General features: G+C 72.2%; 17 protein-coding genes. 7 read left to right on the top strand and 10 right to left on the bottom strand.

Features of this window, described 5'->3' with window-relative positions; all coding sequences use genetic code 11:
* Positions 1 to 132: 132 nt before the first annotated feature.
* The 5 genes from ACIQMX_RS00810 to ACIQMX_RS00790 form a co-directional block, all read right to left on the bottom strand.
* Positions 133 to 1,209, bottom strand: a complete 1,077-nt coding sequence (locus ACIQMX_RS00810; RefSeq protein ID WP_363066183.1) for a HAMP domain-containing sensor histidine kinase — start codon at positions 1,207 to 1,209, stop codon at positions 133 to 135.
* Complete coding sequence (locus ACIQMX_RS00805; protein ID WP_148020697.1) at positions 1,206 to 1,943, bottom strand: response regulator transcription factor; 738 nt, start codon at positions 1,941 to 1,943, stop codon at positions 1,206 to 1,208. Before ACIQMX_RS00805 ends, ACIQMX_RS00810 begins: the two co-directional genes overlap by 4 nt.
* A 232-nt stretch (positions 1,944 to 2,175) precedes the next feature.
* Entirely contained in the window at positions 2,176 to 2,871 is a 696-nt protein-coding gene (locus ACIQMX_RS00800; RefSeq protein WP_402474190.1) for a spermidine synthase, read from the bottom strand.
* A 157-nt stretch (positions 2,872 to 3,028) separates the two neighbouring features.
* Positions 3,029 to 3,847, bottom strand: coding sequence for a nucleotidyltransferase (locus tag ACIQMX_RS00795; RefSeq protein WP_402474187.1), 819 nt, complete (start codon positions 3,845 to 3,847; stop codon positions 3,029 to 3,031).
* Positions 3,844 to 4,443 carry a cysteine hydrolase family protein gene (locus tag ACIQMX_RS00790; protein WP_402474184.1) on the bottom strand — a complete coding sequence of 200 codons (600 nt, stop codon included), beginning with the start codon at positions 4,441 to 4,443 and terminating at the stop codon, positions 3,844 to 3,846. The genes ACIQMX_RS00795 and ACIQMX_RS00790 overlap by 4 nt, the downstream gene beginning before the upstream one ends.
* A gap of 216 nt (positions 4,444 to 4,659) precedes the next feature.
* Between ACIQMX_RS00790 and lon the strand changes: the two genes are divergently transcribed.
* On the top strand, positions 4,660 to 7,080 hold the full coding sequence (gene lon, locus ACIQMX_RS00785; protein WP_402474181.1) for an endopeptidase La: 2,421 nt from the start codon (positions 4,660 to 4,662) through the stop codon (positions 7,078 to 7,080).
* 100 nt (positions 7,081 to 7,180) lie between these two features.
* Here lon and ACIQMX_RS00780 read toward each other — a convergent pair whose 3' ends face one another.
* Both ACIQMX_RS00780 and ACIQMX_RS00775 read right to left on the bottom strand, forming a co-directional pair.
* Positions 7,181 to 7,861 (bottom strand): polysaccharide deacetylase family protein, encoded by a 681-nt coding sequence (locus ACIQMX_RS00780; protein WP_363066653.1) that lies wholly within the window; start codon positions 7,859 to 7,861, stop codon positions 7,181 to 7,183.
* Positions 7,862 to 8,256: 395 nt separating this feature from the next.
* Positions 8,257 to 9,102 (bottom strand): lysozyme, encoded by an 846-nt coding sequence (locus ACIQMX_RS00775; RefSeq protein WP_363066173.1) that lies wholly within the window; start codon positions 9,100 to 9,102, stop codon positions 8,257 to 8,259.
* Positions 9,103 to 9,326: 224 nt separating this feature from the next.
* Here ACIQMX_RS00775 and ACIQMX_RS00770 point away from each other — a divergent pair, with 224 nt between their 5' ends.
* The gene (locus tag ACIQMX_RS00770) at positions 9,327 to 9,824 is read left to right on the top strand and encodes a MarR family winged helix-turn-helix transcriptional regulator (RefSeq protein WP_402474178.1); all 498 of its coding nucleotides are present in this window, start codon (positions 9,327 to 9,329) and stop codon (positions 9,822 to 9,824) included.
* Between the two features lie 78 nt (positions 9,825 to 9,902).
* On the opposite strand, the gene ACIQMX_RS00765 is transcribed toward ACIQMX_RS00770, so the two are convergent.
* Positions 9,903 to 10,685 (bottom strand): protein phosphatase 2C domain-containing protein, encoded by a 783-nt coding sequence (locus ACIQMX_RS00765; protein WP_402474176.1) that lies wholly within the window; start codon positions 10,683 to 10,685, stop codon positions 9,903 to 9,905.
* Between the two features lie 364 nt (positions 10,686 to 11,049).
* Between ACIQMX_RS00765 and ACIQMX_RS00760 the strand changes: the two genes are divergently transcribed.
* The 5 genes from ACIQMX_RS00760 to ACIQMX_RS00740 all read left to right on the top strand — a co-directional run bounded on the left by ACIQMX_RS00760 (position 11,050) and on the right by ACIQMX_RS00740 (position 16,922).
* On the top strand, positions 11,050 to 14,079 hold the full coding sequence (locus ACIQMX_RS00760; protein ID WP_402475553.1) for a nitrate- and nitrite sensing domain-containing protein: 3,030 nt from the start codon (positions 11,050 to 11,052) through the stop codon (positions 14,077 to 14,079).
* Positions 14,076 to 14,555 (top strand): roadblock/LC7 domain-containing protein, encoded by a 480-nt coding sequence (locus ACIQMX_RS00755; protein WP_363066167.1) that lies wholly within the window; start codon positions 14,076 to 14,078, stop codon positions 14,553 to 14,555. Before ACIQMX_RS00760 ends, ACIQMX_RS00755 begins: the two co-directional genes overlap by 4 nt.
* Positions 14,552 to 14,968 carry a DUF742 domain-containing protein gene (locus ACIQMX_RS00750; RefSeq protein ID WP_328896329.1) on the top strand — a complete coding sequence of 139 codons (417 nt, stop codon included), beginning with the start codon at positions 14,552 to 14,554 and terminating at the stop codon, positions 14,966 to 14,968. Before ACIQMX_RS00755 ends, ACIQMX_RS00750 begins: the two co-directional genes overlap by 4 nt.
* Positions 14,949 to 15,599 (top strand): ATP/GTP-binding protein, encoded by a 651-nt coding sequence (locus ACIQMX_RS00745; RefSeq protein WP_363066165.1) that lies wholly within the window; start codon positions 14,949 to 14,951, stop codon positions 15,597 to 15,599. The genes ACIQMX_RS00750 and ACIQMX_RS00745 overlap by 20 nt, the downstream gene beginning before the upstream one ends.
* Positions 15,600 to 15,680: 81 nt before the next feature.
* The gene (locus tag ACIQMX_RS00740; protein WP_363066163.1) at positions 15,681 to 16,922 is read left to right on the top strand and encodes a styrene monooxygenase/indole monooxygenase family protein; all 1,242 of its coding nucleotides are present in this window, start codon (positions 15,681 to 15,683) and stop codon (positions 16,920 to 16,922) included.
* Positions 16,923 to 17,016: 94 nt separating this feature from the next.
* Here ACIQMX_RS00740 and ACIQMX_RS00735 read toward each other — a convergent pair whose 3' ends face one another.
* Positions 17,017 to 18,231 (bottom strand): C40 family peptidase, encoded by a 1,215-nt coding sequence (locus ACIQMX_RS00735; RefSeq protein ID WP_402474172.1) that lies wholly within the window; start codon positions 18,229 to 18,231, stop codon positions 17,017 to 17,019.
* A gap of 158 nt (positions 18,232 to 18,389) precedes the next feature.
* Positions 18,390 to 21,002, bottom strand: coding sequence for a PQQ-binding-like beta-propeller repeat protein (locus tag ACIQMX_RS00730; RefSeq protein ID WP_402474169.1), 2,613 nt, complete (start codon positions 21,000 to 21,002; stop codon positions 18,390 to 18,392).
* Positions 21,003 to 21,041: the final 39 nt, after the last annotated feature.

The raw sequence follows: 21,041 nt of genomic DNA, 5'->3' as shown, positions 1-21,041 counted from the left end.
CGGGGCAGGAAATGGCGGGAAACAAGCTTGGTTCCGCTTTGCTCCGGGTACGCGAGACCGCAGTTACGGCCCCTTGGACCGTACCCCTTGAACAGAACACGTAGAACGTGCCCTTCCGGTTCGAACCCTATGTCAACCTCGCGGCTGACGGATCCCCGGAAGAGTGACGCGTATGCGGCAGCCACGGGCGGATTCGGCCACGCCGATCCGGCCGCCGTGCAGATCCACCGCCCAGCGGGCGATCGCCAGGCCCAGTCCCGTACCGCCGTCGCTGCCCGGGCCGTGCGGAGAGGGCTCCTCGCCCCGGTTGAACCGCTCGAAGACCCGGTGCCGCTCGGACTCCGGGATGCCGGGACCCTCGTCCACGACCTCCAGATGCAGTGACTCGGGCTGTCCGCCGCGCCGCGCGCGCACGGTGACCCGGCCGTGCGGCGGGCTGTGCTTCACGGCGTTGTCGATCAGATTGGCCACCACCTGGTGCAGCCGCTCGGCGTCCGCGTGCGCGGTCAGCTCCGGCGGCGACACGTCCAGGTGCAGATGGACGTCGGTGCGGGAGTGGTTGCCGGAGCCCGACGACAGCCGGCGGTGCGCGGCGGCGAGGTTCGCCTCCTTGAGGACCCCCGACAGATAGGGCCACACCTCGAAACGACTGGCCTTCAGCGTGACCACGCCGTTGTCCAGCCGGGACAGGTCCAGCAGCGTCTCCACCAGCCTGCCGAGACGTTCCGTCTGTTTCAGGGCCGTGCGCATCGTCTCCGGATCGGCCGCGGACACCCCGTCCACGACGTTCTCCAGCACGGCTCTCAGCGCCGCGATGGGTGTGCGCAGCTCGTGTGAGACATTCGCCACCAGCTCCTTGCGGTGGCGGTCCACGGCCGCGAGATCGTCGGCCATCAGGTTGATCGTCTGCGCCAGGTCGCCGAGCTCGTCCCGCCGGCCGGCGCCACTCACCCGTCTGGTGTAGTCGCCGTGCGAGATCGACCGGGCGACGGCTCTCATCTCGTCCAGCGGCGCGGTCAGGCCGTGTGCCACGAACTGGGTGATCAGGAGCGTCGCGATCACCGAGAACACGGTGATGAACCGCAGCTCCGTGCGCGTGCGCATGGCCACCATGACCAGCCCGGTCGTGATGAACACCGAGACGACGACCAGCGTGCCCAGCTTGGCCTTGATCGAGAACGGCCGAAGCCCCGGTCCGGGCGAGGTCATGGCGCGGGGGTCTCCAGCGCGTAACCGACACCGTGCACGGTCCGGATCCGCTCCGCGCCGATCTTCCGCCGCAGCGCCTTGATGTGGCTGTCGACCGTGCGGGTGCCCGAGGCGTCCGCCCAGTCCCAGACCTCCGCCAGCAGCTGCTCCCGGGAGAGGACCGCACGCGGGGTGTTGGCCAGACAGACCAGCAGGTCGAACTCGGTCGGGGTCAGGTGCACGTCATCCGCGCGGACCCGCACCCGGCGCTGCGCGTGGTCGATCTCCAGCTCGCCGAGGCGGAGTATGCCGCTGCGCGGCGTCACGGCGGCCAGTGCGGCCCGCTCCACCCGGCGCAGCAGGACGTGTACCCGGGCCGCCAGCTCGCGCATGGAGAACGGCTTGGTCATGTAGTCGTCCGCGCCGACGCCCAGGCCGACGAGCATGTCGGTCTCGTCGTCGCGCGCGGTCAGCATCAGTACCGGCACCGGGCGCTGGGCCTGCACGCGCCGGCAGACCTCCAGGCCGTCGAAACCGGGAAGCATGATGTCGAGCACCATCAGATCCGGCTGCCAGGCCTCGGCCGCGTCGACGGCCGCGGGGCCGTCGAGCGCGGTCTGCACCAGGAAGCCCTCGGCCCGCAGCCGGGCGGCGATGGCATCGACGATCGTGGCGTCGTCCTCGACCACCAGCACGCGGCGCTGCGCGCCCGGGGTGGCCGCGACACCTGTGTGGGTGGTGTGTGTCTGTTCCATCGCCCCGCCCCTGCCCGTTCTCGCGGAGGCCATTCCCCCGGACGTACGGTTTTCGCTCGTGAATTTCGTGGGTGATCCCGCTATCGCTCAGCAGCGTAAAGGCAGCGGAGGGCTCCCGGCTACGCAGGGTGCAAGCCGGTGGGGGCCGTACGGGTGAACAGCGGAGGCGGAGTGTCGCGCTTGTGGCGCTTGGCCCCCGGGCGTCCCGGGGGCCCACATACCGGGCGGGGGCTTATCGGCTTGCTCGAATTGCGAGATGAACCACGTCGGGCACACCTCGGGCAACGCCTACCTCTTCGGTCCGTACCCCATGGAATCCGGCATCCCGCAAGGCCTGTTCGAACTTCTCGGACGGTTGTGCGGACCACACTGCGAGCACGCCGCCCGGTGTGAGGCGCGCGTGGCAGTCGGCGAGCCCGGCGGGTGAGTACAGATTCCCGTTGTCGTCGGTGACGGTCCAGTCCGGTCCGTTGTCGATGTCCAGACACAGTGCGTCGTAACGGTCCGTAGTCGTACGGAGGTGGGTGACGAGGTCCGTCGTCAGGACCACGGTCCGCGGATCGGCGAGCGCCGCCCCCGAGATCTCCGCCAGCGGCCCGTCCCGGTGCCAGTCCACGATGGCCTGCTCCCGCTCGGCCACCGCGATCCGCCCCCATCGCGGCTCGGCGGCGGCCCGGGCGAGCGAGAACCCGACGCCGAGCCCGCCGATGAGTACCGCCGGAGTGGTCCGGCCGGCGGGCAGGGCGTCGAGCGCCGCGTCGATCAGCAGCCGCTCGGAGCGCCCGTCCGAGGTGTCCATCAGGAAGCAGCCGTTGGCGATGATCTCGAAGTCGTCGCCCCGCCTGCGCAGCACGACCTCCCCGTGGGGCCCCTGGCGGCGGTCCAGCGTGACGGGGGCGAGGATGTCGGGGCCGAAGGTGAGGGGCATGGCGATGCTCTCCGGTGGATGGCGGTCGCTGTCCCCGCCATCCTGTCGGCTGGCGTGGCCACCGGGCCAGCGGTTTCCCCGAACGGGGCGGTGGCGGCTCGCGTGTGCGGCCGCCGCGGACCCGCCTCCTGCGCACGCACGCCGCATGCGGACCCGGTCAGGGACGTGGAGCCTTCTCGCCGTGCACCGCGATGTGTTCGGCCGCCAGCCAGGGGGCGAGGTCGTCGACGAGCAGGGACAGGACGGCCGGGTCGGCGCTCGGGGTGCGGCCCGTGCGCGCGGCCAGCCGCATCTGCTCCGCCCGTTCGGGGAGGTGCGGGTGGTAGCGGGCGAAGAGCTCGGCCGACTCCGCCAGATCGCTGGTCCAGCCGCCCCACTGGGGCATGACCAGGGTGAAGCCCGTACGCACGATCCGGCGTGCGACCCCCCGCGTCAGGGTGCGCCGCGCGGCGTCCGTGGTGGCCTCGGCGGCCCGTTCGCGCCAGCGGGGGAGCGCCAGGCACAGATCTCCGTTGGTCTCGCGGGCGAGCAGCGAGGTCGGCCGGTAGCGCGGCAGCCGGGTGGCGAGGTCCTCGCCGAGCAGGGGCGTGCACAGGCAGGCGACGAAGAAGCCCAAGTCATGACGTTCGAGGGTGCTGAGCAGCGTGTTCGTGTCGGAGAGCAGGATGCCGACGCCGTCGATCTCGTCGAACGCCGCGTCCAGGGCTCCCTCCACGGCATCGGCGTCGGCGCGGTCCGCCCCGGTCGGCTTGTCGCGCAGGGCGAGCAGCAGGTCCAGGTCGGAGACCCCGGGCACGGCCGTGCCGCGCGGGATGCTGCCGTAGATGTAGGCGCCGTCCAGCCGCGCGGGACCGAAGACCTCGGCGATCCGGGTACGGGCCGCGGCCACGACCGGTGCGAACGCGGGCCGTACCCGGCCCGGCGACCCCTCCCGTGCGATCGTGCCGTCCTGGTTCAGCCCTCGGACGCCGGTCATGAGGACATCCCGCTCTGCGGGCCCGGGCTCGGGGATGCGAACGTCACGCCCTCGGCTCGCGCCGTGACGTCGGCGTCCGCGCTGATCGCCCAGGCCGCGACCCGCGAGACCACGGCCGCCGGGACCGCCTCGCTGATGCCGGGGGCGGCCGGGATGTCCTGCGTGGCGTGCGCGTCGTGGGGGAGGACGACCCGGTAACCCAGGGCCAGCGCCGTGCGGGCCGTCGCCTGGACGCACATCTCCGACATGACGCCGCAGACGGCGAGAGAGCCGACGCCCGCCGTGCCGAGGACGGAGCCCAGGGACGTCTCCGCGAAGCCGTCGTCCCGCGTCTTGCGGATCACGAACTCCTTGGGTCCCGTCTCGACCGGCAGGTGGAGCGCCCAGCCGGGGGTGTGCGGCTCGTCGCCCGAGCCCGGGGCGCCGTCGTTCTGCAGATGCACGACGAGCGCGCCGCTCCGGCGTGCGCGGGCGATCAGGTCCGCCGTCCGTTCCAGGAGTGCGGCCGCGCCGGGCACGGCCCGGTCGCCGGTCACCCCGGCCTTCTGGACGTCGACGACGAGCAGGGCCTGGGAAGGGAACGCGGCATCGGTCATGGGGTCATCCTGTCCGGTGGCCTCTTCGTGCTCCACGGGATATCGCACGGACCCGGTCCTGGGGCGGAAGGACTAAGGGGCCCGGGGCCGGTGTTGCACCAAGGCGCGGCACGGCAGTCGTGCGCGATCGCTCACAGCGAACGCACTCCCGGGAACATTGCGCGGCTCAGGAGCATTGAGTCTGCATAGCTCAACTTGACTGCCGAAGGGGAGATCATGGCTACTGAGTCCAATGCGGTCACACCGCTCACGCTGCCTGTGCTGCCGCTCGACGACGAGGTCGTGCTGCCCGGAATGGTGGTACCTCTCGACCTGTCCGACAGCGAGGTCCGGGCCGCGGTGGAGGCCGCACAGGCCGCGGCCCGCGAAGGTGGCCGCAAGCCCGAGGTGCTGCTCGTTCCGCGTATCGACGGGACCTACACCGGGATCGGTGTCATCGGGACCGTCGAGCAGGTCGGACGGCTCTCGGACGGCGACCCCGGCGCCCTCATCCGCGGGCGTGGACGCGTACGCATCGGGGCCGGGACCAGCGGGCCCGGCGCCGCGCTCTGGGTGGAGGGGACCCGGGTCGACGGCACCGTCCCCGAGCCGCTCCCCGGAGCCGTCGCCGAACTGGTCAAGGAGTACAAGGCCCTCGCCACCAGCTGGCTGAAGACGCGCGGCGCCTGGCAGGTCGTGGACCGGGTCCAGCAGATCGAGGACGTCTCCGCGCTCGCCGACAACTCCGGCTACTCCCCCTTCCTGACCACCGCACAGAAGGTGCAGCTCCTGGAGACCGCCGACCCGGTCGCCCGGCTGAAGCTCGCCATCCAGTGGCTCGGCGAACACCTCGCCGAGCAGGACGTCGCCGAGTCCATCGCCAAGGACGTCCAGGAGGGCGTCGACAAGCAGCAGCGCGAGTTCCTGCTGCGGCGCCAGCTCGACGCCGTGCGCAAGGAGCTCTCCGAGCTCAACGGCGACCCGGAGGACGAGTCCGACGACTACCGGGCACGTGTCGAGGCCGCCGACCTGCCCGAGCACGTCCGCGAGGCCGCGCTCAAGGAGGTCGACAAGCTGGAGCGTGCCTCCGACCAGAGCCCCGAAGGCCCCTGGATCAGGACCTGGCTCGACACCGTCCTCGAACTCCCGTGGACCGAGCGGACCGAGGACGCGTACGACATCAAGGGCGCCCAGGAGATCCTCGACGCCGAACACGCGGGTCTGCAGGACGTGAAGGAGCGCATCACCGAGTACCTCGCGGTGCGCAAGCGGCGTGCCGACCGCGGGCTGGGTGTGGTCGGAGGCCGGCGCGGCGGTGCCGTACTGGCCCTGGTCGGGCCGCCCGGGGTCGGGAAGACCTCGCTCGGCGAGTCCGTGGCGCACGCCATGGGGCGCAAGTTCGTCCGCGTCGCCCTCGGCGGTGTCCGGGACGAGGCGGAGATCCGCGGCCACCGGCGTACGTACGTCGGCGCGCTGCCCGGCCGTATCGTCCGCGCCATCAAGGAGGCCGGCTCGATGAACCCGGTCGTCCTGCTCGACGAGATCGACAAGGTCGGCTCCGACTTCCGGGGCGACCCGGCCGCGGCCCTCCTCGAAGTCCTCGACCCGGCGCAGAACCACACCTTCCGCGACCACTACCTGGAGGTCGAACTCGACCTCAGCGACGTCGTCTTCCTGGCCACGGCGAATGTGCTCGAAGCCATTCCGGAAGCGCTGCTCGACCGGATGGAACTGGTCCGGCTCGACGGCTACACCGAGGACGAGAAGGTCGTCATCGCCCGCGACCACCTGCTCCCGCGCCAGCTGGAGCGGGCCGGTCTGGAGGAGGACGAGGTCGCGCTCGACGAGTCGGCGCTGCGGAAGCTGGCCGGCGAGTACACGAGGGAGGCCGGCGTCCGGAACCTGGAGCGGGCCGTCGCCCGGCTGCTGCGCAAGGTCGCGGCCCAGCACGAACTGGGCGACCGCGAGCTTCCGTTCACGGTGACCGGCGAGGACCTGCGCGCTCTCATCGGCCGGCCGCACCACGTCCCCGAGTCCGCCCAGGACCCGGCCGGGCGCCGCACCGCGGTGCCCGGCGTGGCCACCGGGCTCGCGGTGACCGGGGCGGGCGGTGACGTGCTCTTCGTGGAGGCGTCGCTCGCCGACCCGGAGACCGGTGCCTCCGGACTGACCCTCACCGGTCAGCTCGGCGACGTCATGAAGGAGTCCGCGCAGATCGCGCTGAGCTTCCTGCGCTCGCACGGTGCGGAGCTGGAACTGCCGGTCGCGGACCTCAAGGACCGGGGCGTGCACATCCACTTCCCGGCGGGCGCCGTCCCCAAGGACGGCCCGAGCGCGGGCATCACCCTGACGACCGCCCTGGCCTCGCTGCTCTCCGGGCGGCTGGTCCGTACGGATGTGGCGATGACCGGTGAGGTCTCGCTGACCGGACGCGTCCTGCCGATCGGCGGCCTGAAGCAGAAGCTGCTGGCCGCGCACCGGGCGGGCATCACCACCGTGGTGATTCCGCAGCGCAACGAGGCCGACCTGGACGACGTTCCCGCCGAGGTGCTGGACACGCTGGACGTCCACCCGGTCACGGACGTCCGCCAGGTCCTGGAGATCGCCCTCGCCCCGGCCTCGGCCCCGGCGGAGCGGAGGATCCCGGCCGCGGCGTAGGCGCCACGCAGTGACGGGCGCGGCGCCACGGACACGGCCGGTACGGGCGGCCCGTCTTCCCTTGCGGGGAGGCGGGCCGTTCCGCGTGGGCGGCCGTGGCTCAGGGGCGGTAGATGGTGCCCGGGACCGGCTCGGCCGGGGCCATCAGCTCCGGGACGGTCACGAAGGTGTAGCCGCGCTTCTTCAGCTCCTTGATGATGCCGGGCACCGCGGGCACCGAGCCCTTGTAGATGTCGTGCAGCAGGATGATGCCGTCCTTGCTCGCCTGGTCGAGTATCCGCTTCGTGATCAGCGCGGAGTCGGTCGTCGAGTAGTCCTTGGCGGTGGCACTCCACAGGATCTGCGACAGGCCCAGGTCCTTGCTGATCCCGGAGACGGTGTCGTCGGTGCGGCCCTGCGGCGGACGCATCAGCCGCGGCTTCTTGCCGGTGATGGCCTCGATCGCGTCCTGCGTCTTCTTGAGCTCGGCGCGTATCTCCGCCGGCTTCTTGTCCGTCAGGATCTCGTGCGACCAGGTGTGGTTGGCGACCTCGTGGCCCTCCGCCGCGATCCGGCGGACGATTTCGGGGTGCTTCATCACATGGTTCTTGCCCAGCAGGAAGAACGTCGCGTGGACCTTCTCCTTCTTCAGGATGTCCAGCAGGTGGGGGGTGGCCTCGGCCGGCCCCGCGTCGAAGGTCAGGGCTATGCACTTCGCCTTGCGGCAGTCGACCGGGCCGAACGAGCCCTTGGCGTCGGAGCCAGCGTCGCCCCGGGCGCTGCCGGGGGCCGTGGTCTCCATCGAGCAGCCGCTCAGCGTCAGCGTGAGCGCCGTCACAAGAGCGAGGGCCAACCCCGTCCCGATCGACTTCGTCCTACTGGGCAAGGCGGGTCACTCCCTCATGGCTTACGTCGCACTTATGTGCGGACTGCACGGACTATACATAGCGCGTATACATGCCATGTATAGGGGGGTGGGTGTGTATGACCGGGAGCCTTCGTGCCTGGTCGGAGACGCGTAACGGGGCGGAGCCCGGTGACGGGGTGCGTCACCGGGCTCCGTGGGGAAGCGATGCGGGGAGGTGGCGTGCCTGCCGGGCGTCGCCGGACAGGCGGGACTTTCAAGGGACGGGTCCAGGGTCTTTCGTCCGGATCGGGCCGGACCCCGCGAGCCCGGCATGATCCGGGCGAGAGGTCCTAGCCGTTGGCCAGTGCCTGTACGCGGTCGAGGGCGCCGTTGAAGTGGTTGTGGTCGCCCACCGTCGGGCCGGACGAGGTGTACTGCCAGATCGTGTAGACGCCCCAGCCGGCCGGGAGCGTGCCGACCGTGGTGTTGTAACGGGCCACCCAGAGCGGGTTGGTGCTGCCGAAGCTCGCGTTGTTGCCCGTGCAGGACTGCCACCAGCTCGTCGCGGTGTAGATGACCGCGTCGCGCCCGGTGCGCGCCTTGTACGTGTTCACGAAGTCACGGATCCAGGAGACCATCCCGGCCGCGGTCTTGCCGTAGCACTGCGCGCCGTACGGGTTCCACTCGATGTCGAGCACGCCGGGCAGGGTCTTGCCGTCCTTGGACCAGCCGCCACCGTGGTCCACGAAGTAGTTGGCCTGGGTGGCTCCGCTGGTCGTGTCCGGCGTGGCGAAGTGGTACGAACCGCGGATCATCCCGACGTTGTATGAGCCGTTGTACTGCTGGGCGAAGTACGGGTTCGTGTAGTAAGTGCCCTCGGTGGCCTTGGTGTAGGCCCACTTCACGCCACTGTTCCAGAGCGTCGACCAGGCGACGTTGCCCTGGTGGCTGCTCACGTCCACGCCTTCGGTCTGGACCGCGCGGGTGGTGGGCAGGCCGCCCTGGCCGTCGTGGGCGACGACGCCCATGCCCATCGTGGCCGTGCCCCGGGCGGGCGCGGTCGGGTCCCCGGCGGTGGGGGCCGCGCCGGCGGCGCCGGGCAGGACGACGAGGAGGGAGAGAGCTGCGAGCAGGGTTCCCGCCGCGGCGAAGCGCGAGCGACGGACGGTCGTGGAGCCGGATCTGTGCACGGGCATTGCGTGCCTCCGAGGCCTCGGTGGGGGGATCTGCTGACCCGGGGCACGACGGACGCACCCCTTGCGGCATGCCATGGTGTGAACATGCCATGCATGACGCTACGCACGTAGACCCGGGTGGCGGAAGAGGGCCTGGGCGGTGCCGTTGGTCTACTCCTGCGAAATACTGGTGGAGCTGCGGCGATGACCGGCGGCGAAAGAAACTTTCAGTGGCGGGAAAGCTCATGAGGGGTGTTGACGTGCACGGGAGCGAACGCGGGAGTGAACCCGGCGCAACCGGGGGAAGTGGTGTGGACCACGAGTTCCTCGCCCTGGAGCTGGAGTTGGCGGTCTTCCTGCGCCGCGCCCGGGCCAACTCCGGTGAAATGGCGCGCGAGGTGCACCCCGAACTGGAGGCGGCGGCCTATGGGCTCTTCGTACGCCTCGAATCGGCCGGCCGTCAGCGGGCCACCGACCTCGCCTCGTACTTCGGTGTCGGCAAAGCCACCATGAGCCGTCAACTGCGCGCCCTGGAAGACCTCGGACTGGTCGCCCGCGAGCCGGACCCGGCCGACGGGCGGGCCTTCCTCGTCCACCTCACGGACGAGGGCCTCGCCCGCTTCCGCAGTGTCCGGGACGCCCGCCGCGACCGCTACGTGCGCAAACTCGCCGACTGGGACCGCGCCGAGGTCGCGGAACTGGCCCGGCTGCTGCACCAGCTGAACGCCCGCGCCGAGAGCTGAGCCGGGCCCGCGCGAGGCGGGGCGATCGGGGTTCACGTCGCTTCTTCACGGCTGTGCGGAGACCGCCGTCACGCACCCTCACAGCTGTGCGTAGACCGCCGTCGCGTCGTCGTGCAGCTTGCCCCGCCGCAGGTACGTACGGCCCGTGTCCGCCTCCTCCAGGGCCCGGACCCGGTCGATCAGCCCCTGGGGGCCCTCCTTGTGGAGCACCCCCAGGCAGTCCGCCCAGTCGCCCTCGCCGAACATCTCCGTCCAGCGGCTCGCCCCGTCCGTCATCGCGGCGATCGCCCGCACCCCGGCGCGCGGCGTCCGGCCGGTGACCGCCCGGTCCGCCACGGCCGGGTCGGCGGCGGCGGTGAAGAAGCCGCCCTCCTGGTTCCGCAGCGCGTCGGCGGCTGCCTCGGAGGCGAGCGACCCCGGCGGCAGGCGGTCGAGACGGTCGTCCAGAACCGCGCGGACGGCGCCGTCCGGCGACTCGAGCAGCAGCACCGAGTCGGACAGGACCAGGTGTTCGATCTCCGCCTGGTCCCAACGCGCCATGACGACGGTTGCCTGTGGCGTGCGCACGTGAGAAAGGTCACACAGGGAACGATGCGTGTCGGCGGTGCGCCGGATGGACTCCGCGAGGATCTCCCGCAGAGTCATATCCCGCCGCGAACCGGACAGTTCGACCAGGGCGCCGCCCAGCCGTGCCGTGAACCAGTGAACCGAGTGTGCGCAACCGTCGTCACCCCGCGGCGGGGTCACCCCGTCCAGCAGGACGAGCCCCCCACCCTGGCCGGAGGCGGGCAGGACGGTGGCCGCCCAGTCCTCGTTCGGGCGGCCGGCGAGGCCGGCGACGGTGGCGAGTTCGATGCGCATGCGGCCAGTCTGCACGATGCCTTCACGGGGCCTGCACGGGCCGAGGATTGGCCCGTACCAGCAGGTCAGACGGGCGGCTGGAGCGGAAGGATTCACTCCGGGCAGTGTGCGGGCGGGCATCCTGCCAAAGCCTGCTCGGAAGATCCAGCCGAGTGTCCAGGTGTGTCGTCGGGGGCCCGGGGGGAGACTTGTTCGCCAACTCAGGAGTGCGGTTCACTCGTTCGAGTGGCGGAGCGGTTGATGCGCGCCCCCCTCTCAAAAGCACTGGAATGGTCAGAAGCCGTACCAGGGGTCGGGGCGCTCGTTCATGTGACCGAGCGTCACCTCTGCTTCAAGGGCGGACGAGTCGAGATTGCGAGCACCGGTGCAGAAGAAGCGGCCTCGGAGCAAGGGCAGCCAGCACAGCGGTTCCGAGGTGGCGTCGTCGGCGCCGGCTGAGAGCGGGCGCTCCGTGCGCGTGCGCAGCCGGCTCGTCGCGGGCGTCGCGGTCGTCGGGATCACCGTCATTGCCGCGGGAGCCCCCGCGGCCCTGAGCGCCTCCTCCGACCTGACGGAATCCCAGCGCCTGGTCACTCTCGCGGAACTGAACCAGCAGGCCATCGCGCTCGCGCACTCCCTCGCCGACGAGCGCGACGAGGTCACCGCCTTCATCGCCGCCGGCCGGGAGGGCAAGCCCGGCGCGTCGAGCGGTTCCGCGGGCAGCCGCAGCGCCCGCGTCGACCAGCAGGTGGACGAGATCCGGGACGCGGCCTCCGCCGTCCTGCGCCGCGACCTCTCCGCCATCCCCTCCCTGCGCCGCGAGGCGATCAGCGGCAAGGGCACGGCGCTGGAGGCCCATCAGGCGTACACCGAGGTCATCTCCAAGCTCCACGATCTCGCCGAGGAACTCGCGGACAACACCTCTCCGCGCGCCGCCGAGGCGGTCCGCGCCCCCCTCGCGCTCGGCCGGGCCACCGAACAGGCCTCCGCCACCCGCGGACTGCTGCTCGCCGCGCTCGCCGTCCCCCGCAAGGAGCCGGCCCAGCCGCAGATCGACCCCTTCACCGGCCTGCCCGTCCAGACCCAGGACGAGGGCGAGACCAAGGAGGACCGTCTCCGCGACGAACTGAGCAGCGCCGCCCAGCAGTCCCGGGTCGGCGAACTCTCCGCCCTCGCCGACTTCGACCAGGCCGCCGGCGCCACCGCCCGCGACAAGCTGTCCACCACGGTCACCGGCCCCGAGGTCAACAGCGCGGAGAAGTACCTCGCCGCGCTCACCGACCGCCCCGAGCTCTCCGAGTCCGACCAGAAGGTCAGCGGCAAGAAGCTCCGGGCGGCCCTCTCCGCCCGGATCGACCGGATGCGCGGCGTCGAGTCCGCCCTCGGCACCGCCCAGGTGCAGCGGCTCGGGGAACTGCGCGACGACGACGTCACGGCCCTGGAACTGCGGATCGCGCTCCTCGGCGGCTGTCTGCTCATCGCCGTCGGCGTCTCCACCGCCGTGGCCCGCACCCTCACCCAGCCGCTCGCCGTCCTGCGGATCGGCGCCGGCCGCCTGGCCGCGGAGCCCGAGAAGGCCGAACCGGTCCGCTACACCGGCCGCAACGACGAGTTCGCGCAGGTCGTCCGTTCCATCAACGCCCTGCACGGCCGGCTGCACGGACTGCTCCACGAGTTCAACGGACGGTTCGAGAAGCTGGAGGCCGAGCGCGGCGAACTGATCGCCGGACGCGAGGCCCTCACGCTCCAGCGCGCCGAACTCCAGGTCCACACCGCGGATCTGACGGCGCAGCTGGAGAAGCTCAGGAACACCGTCCACCACACCTTCGTCAACCTGTCGCTGCGCACCCTCGGCCTCGTCGAGCGACAGCTCGGGGTCATCGAGTCCCTGGAGGAGCGCGAGCAGGACCCGGAGCGGCTCGGCACGCTGTTCAAGCTCGACCACATGGCCACCGTCATGCGCCGCCACAGTGAGAACATGCTGGTCCTCGCGGGCGCCGAGCACGGCCACGGGCACCCGGGGCCGATCCCGCTGGTCGACGTGGCGCGCGCCGCGGTCAGCGAGATCGAGCGGTACGAGCGGGTCACCATCCAGTCCCTGCCGCCGCACGCCCAGATCGCCGGGTTCGCCGCCGACGACCTCAGCCACCTCGTCGCCGAACTCCTGGAGAACGCCACGTCGTTCTCCCCGCCGGACTCCCGCGTCCAGCTCTCCGGCTGGCTGCTGGAGACCGGTGAGGTCATGCTCTCCGTGCAGGACGAGGGCATCGGCATGTCGTCCGTACGGATGGGCGAGCTCAACACCCGCCTCGGCGACCCGTCGCTCTTCGAGGCGGGCGAGCAGAGCGCGGACGGCGCCGGTCTCGGTCTTCAGGTGACCTCGCTGCTGGCCGCCCGCCACGGCGTACGGGTCCAGCTGCGCGAGCAGAAGGGCAACGGGGTGACCGCGGTCGTCGTGCTGCCCCAGGCCCTGCTCCCCAAGGCGCCCCCGGCCGCGACCCCGCCGCCGGTCACGGCCCCCGGGGACGCGCCCACGCTGAACCTCCCCGGATCGGTCGCCGAGGCCAACTCCAACGCGCTGCCGCCCCGCACCCTCGCCCTGCCCGGAGACCCGCTCATCGCGGCCGCCGAGCAGACGATCGCCGAGGCCGGTCCGGACGCCGTTCCCGTACCCCGCCCGGAGGCCGGGGTCCTCGCAGCCCCCGACCACGAGCCCCCGGTCGCCGTCGAACCCGAGCCCCCGCAGGCGGCGCAGCCCGCCCCGGCTCCCGAGCCCCTGCTGCCCGCGGAGTCCGAGGCCGAGACCACGATGCAGGTCCGGCTCCCACGGGTGCCCGAATTCGACGACGTCCCCGAGTTCACGCACGCCCCCGCCTTCGGGGACGGCCCCGAGACCACGGCCGCCGCCGGCCCGTACGCCATCGGCCCGGACCGCCACGAGCGCACCGCCGACGAGAACGTCCCGCCGCAGCCGGCCCCCGAGCCCGCCCCGGTCCCCGCTCCCGCGCCGACCCCCGAGCCCGCCCCGGTCCCCGCTCCCGCGCCGACCCCCGTGGCCGACGCGCTCCCGGGGCCGCGCCACCCGGAGCCGGAGTCGCAGTCGGGGCGGGAGCCCGGGCCGCAGCCCGGACGGATCACCGACAAGGGGCTGCCCAAGCGCACCCCCAAGGTCGTCAGGCCCGCGTCGGCCCCCGCACCCGAGCGCACCGGCAGCGTCGACAAGGAGGCCCTGCGCCGCCGCCTCGGCGGCTTCCACCAGGGCGCGAAGAACGGCCGCCGGGACGTCGAGGCGGAGATCGCCGAAGGCACCGGACCGGCCGGAGTCACCACACGTACCGAGCACACTGAGCAGGCCGGCCGTACCGATGGCCGATCCGGAGAGACGGGGGACACAGTCGAGGAGGCACGCAGTTGACTGCGCCCAGCACATTCGGGCTGAGTACCGAGGCCCGGAACCTTCACTGGTTGCTGAGCAATCTGGTGGAGGAGGTGCCCGGGGTCCACTCGGTCACCGTCGTCTCGTCCGACGGACTCATGCTGCTGTCCTCCGACCCCGGCCACCAGGTCGCCCGGGGGACAGGCAGGCAGGACGGCCCCCGCGGCTCCAGCGCCGATCTGGCGACCATCGTCTCCGGCATCGGCAGTCTCACCGTCGGCGCCGCGAAGCTGATGGACGGCGGCGGCGTCAAGCAGACCATGGTCGCCATGGACGAGGGCAGTGTCTTCGTCATGTCGATCAGCGACGGCTCGCTGCTCGGTGTGCACGCGACCCCCGACTGCGACATGAGCGTCATCGCCTACCACATGGCGCTCTTCGTCGGCCGCGCCGGACACGTACTCACCCCCGAACTCCGCAGTGAGCTGCGCAAATCGATGGAGAGCACCCAGTGACCCACGCTGCTGCTGAACCCGCCCGCAGGCTCCCCGTGCGAGGAGCCGACAAACGGCCCGCGCGGGTGCGCCCGTACTCGCTCACCGGCGGCCGGACCCGCTTCGGCCACGTCCTGCTCGTGGAGACCTTCGTCGCGGCGCTCGACGCCCCCGACGAGCGCCGCGAACTGACGAACGGGAACCTGGCCTCGCGCGTCATGCCGGAGCTCCAGGCCATCGTCGAGATCTGCCGCCGGATGCGTACCGTCGCGGAGATCTCCGCCCTGCTGAAGATGCCGCTCGGCGTGGTCCGGGTGCTGCTCAGCGACTTGGCCGACCAGGGAAAGATCCGCGTGTACGGAACCGGTCACGGCACCGGCCAGCCCGACCGCGCACTGCTCGAAAGGGTGCTCAATGGACTCCGTCGTCTCTGAGTCGCCGCTGTTCGCCCCGCGCCAGCCGGGGCCGAAGGACCAGGCCGAGGAATCGATCCAGGCCTGGCAGCTCGACCGCACCAGGGCCCCGATCGCCACGAAGATAGTGGTCGCGGGCGGCTTCGGCGTGGGCAAGACCACCTTCGTGGGCTCGGTCTCCGAGATCACCCCGCTGAAGACCGAAGCGATGATGACCCAGGCCAGTGAGGAGACCGACGACCTCAGCGCCACGCCCGACAAGGTCACCACGACCGTCGCGATGGACTTCGGCCGCCTCACGCTCGACGACGACCTCGTCCTGTACGTCTTCGGTACACCGGGCCAGCAGCGCTTCTGGTTCATGTGGGACGACCTCGTACGCGGCGCGATCGGCGCGGTCGTGATGGCCGACACCCGCCGGCTCGCCGACTGCTTCCCCGCCCTCGACTACTTCGAGAGCTGCGGCCTGCCGTACATCGTGGCCGTCAACCACTTCGAGGGAACACCCGGTTTCGAGGCCGAGGACGTCCGGGAGGCCCTGACCGTCCCCCCGCACGTGCCTGTTGTGATCATGGACGCGCGCAACAGGATCACCGTCGTCGAGTCGCTGCTGGCCCTGGTGGGCCACGCTCTCGACGCCACCCCGGCCTAGGAGGGCACCGAGGATCCCGGCAGGGCTCGCCGAGGTCCCCCAGCAACCCTCACTCGCACGAACACACAACGGAGAACCGCGATGCGGAAGATACTCATAGTCGGAGCCGGTCAGTCCGGGCTCCAGCTCGCTCTCGGACTGCAGTCCAGAGGCTACGAAGTCACCCTCATGTCCAACCGCACCGCCGACGAGATCCGCTCCGGGCGGGTCATGTCCACGCAGTGCATGTTCCATACCGCGCTCCAGCACGAGCGGGACTACCAGCTCAACTTCTGGGAGTCCCAGGCCCCGCGCATCGAGGGCCTCGGCGTCTCGGTCGCCGCGCCCGACTCCTCGCGCGCCATCGACTGGGTCGGCAAGCTGGACGGGTTCGCCCAGTCCGTGGACCAGCGCGTGAAGATGGCCGGCTGGATGGAGACCTTCGCCCAGCGCGGCGGACAGCTCGTCATCCACGGTGCGGCCGTCTCGGACCTGGACTACTTCTCCCGCACCTACGACCTGGTGATGGTCTCGGCCGGCAAGGGCGAGCTGGTCTCCATGTTCGGCCGGGACGCCTCCCGTTCGCCGTACGACGCCCCGCAGCGCGCCCTGGCCGTCGCGTACGTCCACGGCATGGGCCCGCGCCCCGAGCACCCCGAGTTCGACGCGGTCCGCTGCAACCTGGTCCCGGGCGTCGGCGAGCTCTTCGTGATGCCGACCCTGACCACGTCCGGCCGTGCCGACATCCTGTTCTGGGAGGGCATCCCGGGCGGACCGCTCGACGCCTTCCAGGGCATCAAGGACCCCTCGGAGCACCTGGCCAAGACGCTGGAGCTCATGGAGAAGTTCACCCCGTGGGAGTACGCGCGCGCCACCAAGGTCGAGCTGACCGACGCCAACGGCACCCTGGCCGGCCGTTACGCCCCGACCGTCCGCAAGCCGATCGGCCGGCTCCCCGGCGGCGGCCTGGTCCTCGGCGTCGCGGACGTCGTCGTGGCCAACGACCCGATCACCGGGCAGGGCTCCAACTCGGCGTCCAAGTGCGCCAACGCCTACCTGGACTCGATCATCGAGCACGGCGACCGCGCGTTCGACGCGGAGTGGATGCAGGCCACCTTCGACCGCTACTGGGACACCGCCCAGCACGTCACGAAGTGGACGAACGCGATGCTCGGCGTCCCGCCGGAGCACGTGCTGAACCTGATCGGCGCCGCGGGCCAGCTCCAGCCGGTCGCCGACCGATTCGCCAACGGGTTCAACAACCCGGCGGACTTCGAGAACTTCTTCTTCGAGCCCGAGAAGACGAACGCGTACCTGGCCTCGGTCGCGGGTCCGGCCGCCTGAGTACCGCGTACCCCTTGAACGCACCGGCCGGGCCGGGCACCGCGGGAAGATCCCGGCGGTGCCCGGCCCGGCCCGTGCGTGTCCGGCGCCCGTGCTACTCGCCGGGCGCCGACGTGTCGCCGTACCCCTCGTCGGAGCCGTCGGACGCCCCTTCGGGAAGATCCGGTGTCCTGTACGTGGCCAGCGGCACGCTCTCCGGATCGGGCCGGACGGCGCCCAGCAGCGGATTCGACGCCATGGGCGAGACCTTGACCCGGGAGCCGGGCCGCGGCGCCTGCACCACCAGCCCGTTGCCGATGTACAGCGCCACATGGGTGGCCTTCGGGAAATAGACCACCAGATCGCCCGGCCGCAGGGCGTTCACCGGCACCTTCCGCAACTGCCGCCACTGTTCCTGCGACGTACGGGGAACGATGCGGCCCGCATCGGCCCAGGCCTGCGAGGTGAGTCCGGAGCAGTCGAACGCGTCCGGCCCCTCCGCGCCCCACACGTACGGCTTGCCGATCTGCTCGATCGCGTACCGGACCGCCTCCCCGCCCTGCGCGGTCGCCGGCCGGGCCGAGGACAGGGCGCCCGAGGCGACCAGCGCGTCCTGCGCCTTGTCCGTACCCTCCTGTTCGAGGCGGGCGATCTCGGCGAGCTGGTCCGCGGAGAGCGTGGCGAGCAGCCCCTCGACCTGCTTCAGCCGTGCCTGGACCGCGTCCCGTTCCTTCTTCTGCCGGGCCGCCAGGGTGCGTTGCCGGTCCAGGACCTTGCGGGACTGCTTGGCCAGCCCGGCGGCACGCTTCTCGGCGCCGTCCAGGCGCTTCATGGTCGCCACCCGGCCGGCGGCCAGCCGCTGGACGACCTGGCCCTGGTCCAGGGCGTACTCGGGATCGCGCATGAGCAGCAGCCGAAGATACGCGGAGAGGTCGGAGCGGCCCTGGTACTGCTCACGGGCCAGCCGTCCGGCGGCGTCGCGGCTGCGGGACAGCTGGAGCCGTGAGGCGGCAAGCGCCGAGTCCAGCTTCTTCGCCTCCGCGGCCTTCTTCTTCAGCTCCGCCGCCGTCCCGTTGTAGGTCTCGCTGGCCTCCTCGGTCTGCTGGTACAGCCGCTGGAGTTCGTTCAGCAGTCCGGTGACGCTGCCGGCCGCCGCTTCCGGGCCGGCGGCCGGGGCGTCGGCCGGGGCGTCGGAGTCCTCGGCTTCCGGCGAGGGGGACGGCGAGGGGGACGGCGAAGGAGAGGGGGCCGCGACGGCTGCGGCCGGCGACGTCACGACGACGGCGGCCAGCGCCGCCGTTCCGAGGGAGCGCAGAAGTTTGCCTGACACGACACCACCTCCGGAAACGGGGCGAATCGTGCGACTACCCCATGAGTGAGCGCAATTCCTCCATACGCTCACTCGCCGTCGGGCGATGCAAGAACCTCCGGGCGTGGCGGCCGCCCGGTTCCCCCGGAAGGCGGCGGGCCGGGCCCGCCGCCTTCCGGTCAGTCCACCGGGAATGCGTAGATCACGCGGTCGCGCCGGACGAGCGCGCTCTTCCCGTAAGCCATCACCTGGTACCGGGCGGTGACGGTCGCCCCCTTCGGGTCCTGGGCCCCGATGTCCTGGAACTTCCAGAGCCGCCGCCCGTCGGCCGCCGCGAACGCGGTGACCTGCCCGGGATCCGCCGCGAGCAGCGTGCCGCCCGAGCCGCTGGCCGTGACGGCGGGAGCCGTCCCGGCGGCCGTCGACTCCGTGGACCGCCGCCAGCGCAGCCGTCCGGTCTCCCGTTCGGCCACGCCCACTTCCTGGTTGCTGCTGGTGGTGAACAGGAGCGCACCGGCCTCGACGGGGGACCCGAACGAGGAACCCGGTGTGCCGTTCAGCGTCCACGTCGGCCGGCCGCCGGGCGTCTCCAGGGCCCGCAGGTCGTCGCCGAACGCCACGTACAGCATCCCGTCCGCGTCTCCCACGGCCGCCGCGTCCGGGGCCGTGCCGAAGACCTTGGCCCACTGCTGCTTCCCGGTCGTCCGGTCGAAGCTGCGGAAGAGCGCCTTGCCCTTGGCCGCCTTCACGTCGGCGGGGGTGAGCGTCAGCCGGTCCTGTCGTACGACGACGGCGTCCGGCCGGATCGCCACCGGGCGGTACACGGGCGCGGCCGGGCCGCGGCCGGTGGGCACGGGCGTCCGCCACAGCTCCTTGCGCTGCTCGATGTCGTATCCGAACAGGTACGACTTGACGACCTGCCGGTCCTTGCCGGGCTTCTTGCCCTTCTTCGGCTTCGGGGCCTTCACGGTGACCTGGTGCGAACCGGTGAACCAGAGCTGCGGGCCGTCCGACCCGACGAGGCCGCGCACCGACAGCTGCGGAGCGCCCTCGAACCCGTCGGCGTACGCCACCCGATGAGCCACCCGGCCGTCCTTCGCGGACAGCCACAGGAACTCGGACGGTCCCGCGACGAAGCAGAACTCCTTGCCGGCGGCCAGGGCCGCCTGGCCCTTGGCGGCGTCCGGGCTCTCCCAGATCCGGCGCCCGGTGTTCAGGTCGACGGCGGACGCATGGGTGTCGCCGGTCAGTACCAGCAGCCGTTCGTTCCAGAGCGCGGCGGTGAGGGGGGCGGGTTCGGAGGCCGGGTGGGTGTAGATCCAGCGCGGCTGCGGAGGCAGCCCGGCGACGACCGGACGGCTGGGGCTCGGCGCGGGCTTGGCGTCGGCCTCGGGCTCGGCGTCGTCACCGGAGCCGAACGCGAGCACGCCGCCGCCTCCGACCAGAAGCCCGGCGGCTCCGGCGGCCGCCCCGATCAGCAGGGTCCGGCGGTCGACGGCCACGCGCCCGGCGGGAGCCGGGGCAGCGGCGGCGGTCGGGGGTTCCGCGGGGCCGGGGGCGGGCAGCGCCCGGGGGAGCGGGGCCGGAGGAGCGGCGGGGAGCCCGGCCGGCTGCCCCTGCCCGGGAGGCAGCGCGGGCAGTGCGGACTGCCCGGGCGGTGCGGGCAGCTCGGACGGCATGGAGAGCTGGGCCGTCGCCCGGTCCGGCCGGGGGGCCTGGTGGTCGATGACCCCCAACTGCGCGGTCCTGGTGTCGTGGTGGGGGGCGGGCCGGGACGAGGGATCCTGCGTCGTGTCCCCGGAGGCGGCGGGGACGGCGTCCTGTACGTCAGGGGCGTCGGCCACGGCCGCCGAGGCCGGGGCGCCCGCCGCGGCCTCGGCGGCCGTGGCCAACGACTTCCGGGCCCGGGCGTTCTGCTCGGCCACGGCGGCCGCGAGCAGCCCCGGGAGCCAGCCGCCCTTGGCCAGCCCTGCCGCGCCCTCCAGCGCCAGCTCGGCCGCGACCGTGCCCGCGGTGGGACGGTCGGCCGGGTCCTTCGCCAGGCAGCGGGCGACCAGCTCCCGCAAGGCATCCGGTACGGAGTCCAGCCGGGGGTCGGTGTGCGCGATCCGTTCCGCGGCCTCGGCGGGCGGGCCGTCCGCCAGCGGGGTGCTGCCCGTCGCCGCGTACGCGAGCAGCAGGCCCAGCACGAAGAGGTCGGAGGCCGGTCCCGCCTCCTGGCCCGCGACCTGCTCCGGAGTCAGATAGCCGAGCCTTACGGAGAGGTGACCGCCCGGCCTGGCCTCGGCGTCGGCCGCCGCGCCCAGCGGCCCGAACGCGGTGAGCCGCGGCCCGTCCGCGGCCAGCAGCACGGTCCTGGGGGCGAGGCCCTGGAGCACGGCCCCCGTCGCGTGGACCCGGGAGAGCGTTTCGGCGATGCCCGCGCCCAGTATCCGCACCGCGCGCTCGGGCAGCGGCCCGGCCAGGTCGACCGCCTCCGCGAGCGTCAGCGCCGGCACGTACGCCGAGGCCGTCCACAGCGGGTCCTCGTCCCCGGAGCCGTCGGCGGAAGCATCCGGCCGCGCCTCCACCCATCCACCGGCCAGCCGGTCGGCGGTACGGGCCTCGGCGTGGAACCGCCGCCGGAACGCGGGCAGGGCGGCGAGCTCCGGCCGGGCCGCGGTGACCACGACGAGGCCGTCCGGACCCGTGCCGTGCGCGAGGTACTGGACCGCGGCGGCCGTCTCACGGAAGCGTGCCAGCGCCGTGTACGGGCCGAAGCGGCGTGGATCGTCCTGACGCAGCGCCTCCATGGCGCACCCCCTTGTGACCGTCCCTCGGACCAGAGCGTC

The organism is Streptomyces sp. NPDC091416, assembly GCF_044756845.1.
In the GTDB taxonomy this organism is placed as follows: Bacteria; Actinomycetota; Actinomycetes; order Streptomycetales; family Streptomycetaceae; genus Streptomyces.
The sequence above is the reverse complement of the archived record's forward strand: the minus strand, read 5'-3'. Positions and strand labels throughout refer to the sequence as shown.

Excerpts from the sequence above, each read along its gene's own strand:
- ACIQMX_RS00795 (WP_402474187.1), bottom strand. The coding sequence starts at position 3,847 with ATGACCGGCGTCCGAGGGCTGAACCAGGACGGCACGATCGCACGGGAG.
- ACIQMX_RS00775 (WP_363066173.1), bottom strand. The coding sequence starts at position 9,102 with ATGCCCGTGCACAGATCCGGCTCCACGACCGTCCGTCGCTCGCGCTTC.
- lon (WP_402474181.1), top strand. The coding sequence starts at position 4,660 with ATGGCTACTGAGTCCAATGCGGTCACACCGCTCACGCTGCCTGTGCTG.
- ACIQMX_RS00780 (WP_363066653.1), bottom strand. The coding sequence starts at position 7,861 with ATGGAGACCACGGCCCCCGGCAGCGCCCGGGGCGACGCTGGCTCCGAC.
- ACIQMX_RS00770 (WP_402474178.1), top strand. The coding sequence starts at position 9,327 with ATGAGGGGTGTTGACGTGCACGGGAGCGAACGCGGGAGTGAACCCGGC.
- ACIQMX_RS00810 (WP_363066183.1), bottom strand. The coding sequence starts at position 1,209 with ATGACCTCGCCCGGACCGGGGCTTCGGCCGTTCTCGATCAAGGCCAAG.
- ACIQMX_RS00800 (WP_402474190.1), bottom strand. The coding sequence starts at position 2,871 with ATGCCCCTCACCTTCGGCCCCGACATCCTCGCCCCCGTCACGCTGGAC.
- ACIQMX_RS00740 (WP_363066163.1), top strand. The coding sequence starts at position 15,681 with ATGCGGAAGATACTCATAGTCGGAGCCGGTCAGTCCGGGCTCCAGCTC.
- ACIQMX_RS00730 (WP_402474169.1), bottom strand. The coding sequence starts at position 21,002 with ATGGAGGCGCTGCGTCAGGACGATCCACGCCGCTTCGGCCCGTACACG.
- ACIQMX_RS00745 (WP_363066165.1), top strand. The coding sequence starts at position 14,949 with ATGGACTCCGTCGTCTCTGAGTCGCCGCTGTTCGCCCCGCGCCAGCCG.
- ACIQMX_RS00765 (WP_402474176.1), bottom strand. The coding sequence starts at position 10,685 with ATGCGCATCGAACTCGCCACCGTCGCCGGCCTCGCCGGCCGCCCGAAC.
- ACIQMX_RS00805 (WP_148020697.1), bottom strand. The coding sequence starts at position 1,943 with ATGGAACAGACACACACCACCCACACAGGTGTCGCGGCCACCCCGGGC.
- ACIQMX_RS00790 (WP_402474184.1), bottom strand. The coding sequence starts at position 4,443 with ATGACCGATGCCGCGTTCCCTTCCCAGGCCCTGCTCGTCGTCGACGTC.